Here is a 7,028-nt window from a genome sequence, read left to right on the forward strand (position 1 = left end):
TCTCAAGGTTTATTTGGAACTATTGAGTGCTACTTCTTCTGCTTTGTCGCTATTGCTGAGCGAAGACGAAAAGACGAAGATCCAGTTTCGATGATCTTGGAGTTGAAGGTGATTCGATCAACCACTGCTCCTGCGAGTCTTGGATCGCTAAAAATACCATTCCATTTGAGAGAACGGAGGATTGGTAGCAACCATCAACGAGGATTGCTCTTCTCTCTCTATGATTACCTGAAAGAGTAGTTCGGCACCGCGTCTATCGAGTTGGAGGTACCCAAGCTCATCAATCCCAAGGACATCAAGGCGCTGATACCTTTCAATGACCTTGGACAATCTATGGTCATCTTGTGCTTCATGGAGTTCATTTACTAAAGTGGCAGCGTTGGTGTAGCGCACTTTCTTTCCTTTTGCTGTCAGGGAGACAAGTGTTCCAATCAAGAGATGGGTCTTACCAGTCCCTGGTCCACCAACTAGAACAACCGAGGTAGCAACGTCACAGAAGTCTCCTCTTACGAGAAACTCTAGAGTCTCTGTAGTTATAGAGGAATCTGCCAAGTTGAACTCACCTAGTAATTTAGTACGAGGTATCTTTGCCTCTATTAAAAGACGTTGGCATCGTCGGGCCTCGCGTTCGGTCAGCTCTAGAGATAAAAGCTCGGTGATAAATCGCAGATGACTCCAACCATCTCTTTTGGCTTGGGCCAAGATATCGGCGAAGTTGGCACCAATTGCAGGCAGGCGTAGAGCTTTCGCGTAATTAGCTATATCTAGAAGTTCGGACTCTTGGCTCATGAGGCCACCTGGCCCATTAGGAGTTGCTCATATTGACCAAGGTCTACCAACTCGCTGGTAACCTCTGGACATTTAGAAAGAGGAACAGTTTCTTTTGGCTCTAGATATTCTCGAGCTTTGATCTCAACATAGGAAGCCTTCGGACTATTCATCTCAAGAGCGCAATTGATACCAGCTACTATTGCTACTTTTGGAAGTCTTCTACCAATGAGTAAGACCGATATCATCTCAAATACACCGTCACGCTCCCCATACTTTTGGGTTGCAGCAGCTAGAAAGCTAGCGTGTTCAGCCCAAAAGGTGCCGTTCTTCTTCGCTTGATCTAATGGCACCGCTGAGGCAAATGCACCTGGTTTACGGGTAAATGCCTCTAGGTAGTGATCGAGTATCAAGGAGGAGTCTCCCCTGTGGATAAGGCGATCATGACGTGCAACCACCTTGCCCTTATGAACTACTACTAGATCGCTAGCAGATAGTGCCACTTCGACAGATTTACCAATAAGGCTCACCGGTACTGAGTAATGACAGCTGCGGACTGAGATGCGCGATTTAGCATCGACTTTTGGAAAAAGTATCTTGGCGGAACCGAAAGGTTCGCTAACAAGCTGCATCAGGTGTTTCTTCTCTTCAGTAAAGTCTGTATGCGCTGTGGTACGACGGTAGCTGATATGGCGGGTCTTATCGTCGTTGTCTACTCGTAGATGGAGCTTGTCGTTGATCTCGCCAAGTGTTTGGCCATGGGGAAGCGGTACGAAGTACCTTCTTCTTGCCCTCTTTACCTCTCCCTCGATTCCACCTTTTTCATGAGCTCCATCGATTCCAGGAGTACAAAAGGACGAGGTGAAACCATAGTGAGACCTAAATGCCACGAATCGTTCGTTCTCCATCCTCTCTCTGCCAGATAGTACCTTTTGAACAGCACTTGTTAAATTGTCATATCTGATTACTTCGGGAACGCCACCAAAGAATTCAAAGGCTTTTTCGTGCCCATCAAAAAAGCACTCTTGAGACTCACCGCTATAGACCATATGAAATGCTTTACCGGAGTGAGATAACCTCATAGCGAACATCTTCGCCTTGATCTTTTCTCCATTGACATAGACAAGTACATCACCAAAGTCAACATCTGGCCTTTTCCCCGGTAGGTGAATTTGGGGAATCATCGCTGTAGGAACTGGCAGGTCTATCTCGGCCCGTAGTGCCTTTACCATCACCCTTACTGCTGAGACTGAAACATCAGCTTGACATTCATCAACGAGGCGTCGCCAGACACGAGTTCCCGTGTGTCGCTGCTTGGGAGCTACATTACAATCGTCTTCGAGCCATTTACGAACTATCAGTTCGTATTGACCTAGCTTTGGTCGCATAACCGAACTTGGGCTTCTCTCGGGCGGCATTGCGTTCATCAGAGCCCGTCGAACCACTCTTCGGTGAACCTTGAACTTATTTGCAGCCCCTCTAATCGAAAAGCCTTCTTTATTTACCGCAACTCTGATATTCTCGTAGAGTTCCACTCTTAGCATCCTTTTTCTGTCTTTTGAGTCGTTTTTCATAAACTCAATGATAGGAATTAATATGTCTAAGAGTGGGGCCACTTGGTCAAGCTAACTGGGGCCAGTTTGGTCCGTTGTTTCCAATACTGCATAACACTCATTAGGGGTATACCTTAAAACTTATTGACTCACACGACTTTCACATCTTCATCACATACGTTGACTTTTCATGCGAGTATTGGTGGTGGAAGATGAAATCAAGATGGCGGCCCTACTTCAGCGGAGCCTTACCGAGGACGGATATACCGTAGACGTGATAGGTGAGGGCAAGGGGGCTCTCGCTATTGCAAAGACAGAGCCTTACGCCGCAATCGTGCTCGACATCATGATGCCTGGAATGGACGGTTTTGAAGTTTGTCGAGAACTGAGAGCGAATGGGTGCTGGATACCGATATTAATCGTTACCGCAAGAACCGATGTTTCAGACAGAGTGGAAGGTTTGGACTCAGGGGCAGATGACTATCTGGTCAAACCCTTTAGCCTTATCGAACTATCGGCAAGAATTCGGGCTCTAATTCGTAGGGGTCAGCCGGAAAGGCCCACGGTACTGGTCGTTGGAGACTTAAAACTAGATCCTGCACGCCATAGAGTGTGGAGAGCTGACAAGGAACTTACGAAGCACGTTTCTCCAAAAGAATTTGCACTTTTGGAGCTGTTCATGAGAAATCCCGGAAGAGTACTCAGCAGAGAACAGATCATCGATCAGATATGGGGTCTGGAAGATGATTGGTTTTCAAACGTTGTCGACCAATATGTGGCTTATCTGAGGCGGAAGGTGGACCGCCCCTTTGATCGAGACGATATTGAAACTATACGGGGAGTCGGTTATCGACTCAAAGACTATAGCGGATAGGGATACGGTGCCAATAAAACTTCGTTTGGCTATTTTATTTTCATTCGTTACAGCCGTGATTCTCATAGTCGGTTCAGTTCTTTTTCTGCACCAGGTTTCTTACGGGCTTAAGTCGTCTTTGATTACAGAGCTCCGGGCCAAGGGTTACATACTTGGTCAAAATGTTTCCGGAAGCCAACAATCTGGACAAACCGGAACATCTTTCTCTCAAGAAGTTCCCCCAAACTTGAACAGTAGCGACACTAATTCTTCTACAGTCCAGCTTCCGGGCCTACCGTTTTCTGTGGCTGCACCCAACAGTACGATAACGGCAGCTCAAATCCTAACCAAAGACGGAATCGTTTTGGAGTCATACGGCGTTCCGGCATCGACGCTACTCATTGGTGCTTCGCAGAGTCGAAGTGCCGCAATTCATGAAGTGATTACAACAAAATACCTTTACAAAAATCCGACTCTTTTTTTAGCCGTATCAATTCCTGGTAGTGGCGGGGAGGTTGCTGTTATCGGCGCCTCCCTAAGAAACATTGATTCACGCATCGAAGGTATAGAAGTCGAGCTGGGACTTTTCGGTATCCTTCTTGTACTCGTCGCAGGTTTAGTCGCTTGGGCATTGTCTGGTGCAGCCCTTGCTCCAGTGTCAAAGATGCGACAACAGGTCGAGGAAATATTTACCCTAGGTCAGTGGGGTTCATTAGAAATTCCAAAAACCAAAGATGAAGTTGCCAATTTGGCAAGGACCCTCAGTGATCTCTTGAGACGGCTTGAGGAGTCGATAAGCGTTCAAAGGGGATTCATTACCGTAGCCGGTCATGAATTAAGGACCCCTCTAGCGATTCTAAAAGGCGAACTCGAGTTAGCCCAGAAATCCAATAGAACTGAGACGGAGCTGCGCCACGCTTTAGCTGAGGCACTCGAAGATACTGAAAGAATCATCAGGCTTTCTGAACATCTGCTACTGCTAGCTCGAACGGACGAAGGGGCTGCAATAGCCACACTTGAAACGAAAGAGATAAGTCCGATTCTGGCCCGATCGACTGACGATTTTGCGAATCTCGCAAAAGAGCAATGCGTCTCCTTCGTATTAGATTGCGATAAGTCGGTAATTTGCGAGGTAGATGAATCAGCTCTGCGACAGATTATGGCCAATCTGCTTGGCAACTCATTACGGCATTCCCCCTTCGGGGCCGCCATTCATATAACTTGCGAGTATCAGTCCGATTCGGTTGTTCTAGTAGTAGAAGACCAGGGGTCTGGTTTCCCGATAGATTTCATCCCACTAGCCTTCGAACGCTTCAGTAGGGCTAACGAACATCGTGATCGGGCATCTGGTGGATCTGGTCTCGGCCTAGCTATTGTCAAATCCCTAGTAGAGGCCATGAACGGAAGGGTAACGGCTTCGAACGGACCTTCTGGAGGAGCCCAGGTGACCATAAGATTTCCCATGCCAGATTTCATAAAAGGCAACTGACCCATTACATCATCTTCACATAATGTCCCTTTACATTTGAACTATACCCAATGGCTAACAAGGAGAAACATTATGAAACTTAGACACAAAATTGCAATCGGAACATTAACGGTTTTACCTGCCCTTTCCGGTGGTGTCGCCTATGCTTCGACGCTGCATCCCGTCACTTCTGTTCCATCATCTACGAGTGTGCACGCCGTAACACCGTTGAATACGGAAAGTCCTAACGCTACTGCTGACACCGGTATGGATACAACGGGAGGTTCAAACCTAAATAGCGGCGCCAATGTGGATGTCCAGTCGGGTAGCCAGTCGACGACGGGCGTAGACGCTACCACTGTAGGTGCATCTTCGTAGGTCGCCAGACCTTTAGGTTCACTGAACTTTTGTAGATCCTCAATTTTCCTAACACAGAGAGACCCCCGGCGAATGTTTATTGCGGGTCTCTCTGTATTAGTTATCCATGGTGGGTCGAAAATCGCAAAGTTCAACTTCAAATGGCGTTGACACAAAGCGCCTTGTATGTTCCTAGGTACAGTTTCAAAGTCGCCCGCTCCGCATGCGACACTAACTCAAGCGTGCATGGCACCGTTTTTCCTATTCACGCAGAGAAGCCGTGATTTTTTTATCTTCGACCACTTGAGAGTACGAATTACGCCATAAAACGACGCTATGGACGAAAGGTACTTCAGGCACCGCATAATGGACTTACCGGAAGGTCGCCTAATGGCGGACTGGCTCGACCCCATCAGTTATAACCCTCCCAGGATAAGGGAGGACTGCAAGGATAAGCACTTTTCGATTCGGTTCGCCCAAGGCAAATGGATTGACGCCGCAACGGGTCGACCCAACTGCGGTATCTCAGAGTCAACTACCAAGCAAGGTTCTACGAGCGTCCTTCAAGAGAAGGACGAGGTGCAGATCGCCGGTTGGGCTCCTCTCTAGTTCAGGAATGAGATGAAGATAGAATTCGCGGGCCACTTCGGTCTCGGCGTGAATCAATAGTCCGCGACAACCGATTTCCTCGCTGAGCACTAAAAGGCGAGTCACGACATCAACCAATAGGGCGGCACCAAGTCCCTTTCCTTCATGTCGATAGTCAACACCGAGTCGCGCCAGTAGGGCCACTGGTTGCGGATAATGTCCTGCACCTATTATTATGCGCTTAGGCGTCGCTGCAAGATCTAATTGGGCCATACACCAGGTATATTAAGCAACTACAGCCTGGGCGAACTCCTGAGTTACGACAAAAACTCGAGCTGTGCTTGATGCTGCTGCCTGTTTGCAGTAGTGACGAAGCCAAAGAGTTTGCTCAGTTGAAGTGCAATTGAAATCCGCGACGCGATCGGTCGCCGAAAGTGGTCGAGGCCTCTGGTAAACGTTGCTCACTCGCCGAATGGCAATGGCAATGGCAGATTCATAAGACGGCACAACCCACCTTGTTCGCACGCTGGCACTTCGTTCAACTTCTCCCACTGCATCGCTGTCTCACTTGAGTGAAGGAACTGCTCACGATCTGCTAAAACTCGGCGCGAGGCGTCTGTTGCCCGCCAGCCAAGCTGATCATGCAGACGACATAGTAACTGATCATGTTGTGTGATCGCTATGTCGCCAGTGACACTGATGGTGGTCACGGCGGTCCTCTGGTTGTCGCTAACTTTCTCATTCTCACTCTGAATCAACTTCTGATATTGCCTGGCGTGCCGATTTCTCATCTACGATTGCGCTTTTATTTGCAAATGTAGCTATCAGTGCTTGACGGGCAAGGTTGTTGACCGCTCTCGGCAGACCTCTGGAAACCTGATGAATCAGTCCCAACGCTTCATCTGAAAATAGAGCATCCGTTCGACCTGCCAGCTTCAGGTGATGTAGCGTATAGCTTTTGGTTTCCTCCGATTTCATTGGTGGAACGCTATAGCGAAGCGATATTCTCTGTTCAAGTGCGCTAAAGGTTCCAAGTCGCAGCCGTGCCTTTAGATTTGGCTGACCAACTAAAACCAGAGCAAAAGAGCTGGATGAATCCATATCGCTATTGGTAAGAAATCTCAGCTCTTCTAACTGGGAACCTTCCAAGAGATGAGCCTCGTCACATACCACTACCACCTTTCGTCCCTTTTCCGATTCAGATGCAAGCAGCGAGATTGTCTGGGAGATAAGCGGTGTTTTGTAAAAACAGGGACTCTCGCCTAAATGAGAGACGATCCCTGAATATATCCCTTTAGTTCCAAGTGCCGGATTAGCCAGATAGATAATACTGTGTCTCGATGGCTCTAACAGTGACACTGCTTTTCTCACTGCTACTGTTTTGCCAGATCCAACTTCTCCGGTTATCACTCCAATAGCTGATTCATCAACTAAAAANCCA

At 47.9% G+C, this 7,028-nt stretch carries 9 protein-coding genes; 3 read left to right on the forward strand and 6 right to left on the reverse strand.

Going from position 1 to position 7,028, the window contains the following annotated elements; translation table 11 throughout:
- Positions 1 to 29: 29 nt before the first annotated feature.
- Genes AXFE_RS21470 through istA form a run of 3 tightly spaced genes read right to left on the reverse strand, consistent with a single transcriptional unit; the run spans position 30 to position 2,303 of the window.
- Positions 30 to 125, reverse strand: coding sequence for an ATPase (locus tag AXFE_RS21470; RefSeq protein ID WP_407071681.1), 96 nt, complete (start codon positions 123 to 125; stop codon positions 30 to 32).
- Positions 126 to 147: 22 nt separating this feature from the next.
- The gene (locus tag AXFE_RS09575) at positions 148 to 789 is read right to left on the reverse strand and encodes an ATP-binding protein (RefSeq protein WP_052605646.1); all 642 of its coding nucleotides are present in this window, start codon (positions 787 to 789) and stop codon (positions 148 to 150) included.
- Positions 786 to 2,303 (reverse strand): IS21 family transposase, encoded by a 1,518-nt coding sequence (istA, locus tag AXFE_RS09580; protein ID WP_052605647.1) that lies wholly within the window; start codon positions 2,301 to 2,303, stop codon positions 786 to 788. Before istA ends, AXFE_RS09575 begins: the two co-directional genes overlap by 4 nt.
- Before the next feature lie 223 nt (positions 2,304 to 2,526).
- On the opposite strand from istA, the gene AXFE_RS09585 reads away from it, so the two are divergent.
- The 3 genes from AXFE_RS09585 (at position 2,527) to AXFE_RS09595 (ending at position 5,020) form a co-directional block, all read left to right on the forward strand.
- Positions 2,527 to 3,195 carry a response regulator transcription factor gene (locus AXFE_RS09585; RefSeq protein WP_235347735.1) on the forward strand — a complete coding sequence of 223 codons (669 nt, stop codon included), beginning with the start codon at positions 2,527 to 2,529 and terminating at the stop codon, positions 3,193 to 3,195.
- Positions 3,131 to 4,663 carry a sensor histidine kinase gene (locus AXFE_RS09590; protein WP_082058640.1) on the forward strand — a complete coding sequence of 511 codons (1,533 nt, stop codon included), beginning with the start codon at positions 3,131 to 3,133 and terminating at the stop codon, positions 4,661 to 4,663. Before AXFE_RS09585 ends, AXFE_RS09590 begins: the two co-directional genes overlap by 65 nt.
- 72 nt (positions 4,664 to 4,735) lie before the next feature.
- Positions 4,736 to 5,020, forward strand: a complete 285-nt coding sequence (locus AXFE_RS09595; protein ID WP_052605650.1) for a hypothetical protein — start codon at positions 4,736 to 4,738, stop codon at positions 5,018 to 5,020.
- Between the two features lie 510 nt (positions 5,021 to 5,530).
- Here the strand turns inward: AXFE_RS09595 and AXFE_RS20440 are convergent.
- From AXFE_RS20440 to AXFE_RS09605, 3 genes are all read right to left on the reverse strand, one after another.
- The gene (locus tag AXFE_RS20440) at positions 5,531 to 5,860 is read right to left on the reverse strand and encodes a hypothetical protein (RefSeq protein ID WP_200891250.1); all 330 of its coding nucleotides are present in this window, start codon (positions 5,858 to 5,860) and stop codon (positions 5,531 to 5,533) included.
- A 12-nt stretch (positions 5,861 to 5,872) separates the two neighbouring features.
- Positions 5,873 to 6,094, reverse strand: a complete 222-nt coding sequence (locus tag AXFE_RS20445; protein WP_200891251.1) for a hypothetical protein — start codon at positions 6,092 to 6,094, stop codon at positions 5,873 to 5,875.
- Positions 6,095 to 6,331: 237 nt separating this feature from the next.
- Positions 6,332 to 6,997, reverse strand: coding sequence for an ExeA family protein (locus tag AXFE_RS09605; protein ID WP_455423337.1), 666 nt, complete (start codon positions 6,995 to 6,997; stop codon positions 6,332 to 6,334).
- Between the last annotated feature and the right edge of the window lie 31 nt (positions 6,998 to 7,028).

The sequence above is a fragment of the Acidithrix ferrooxidans genome (genome assembly GCF_000949295.1).
Classification (GTDB): Bacteria; Actinomycetota; Acidimicrobiia; order Acidimicrobiales; family Acidimicrobiaceae; genus Acidithrix; species Acidithrix ferrooxidans.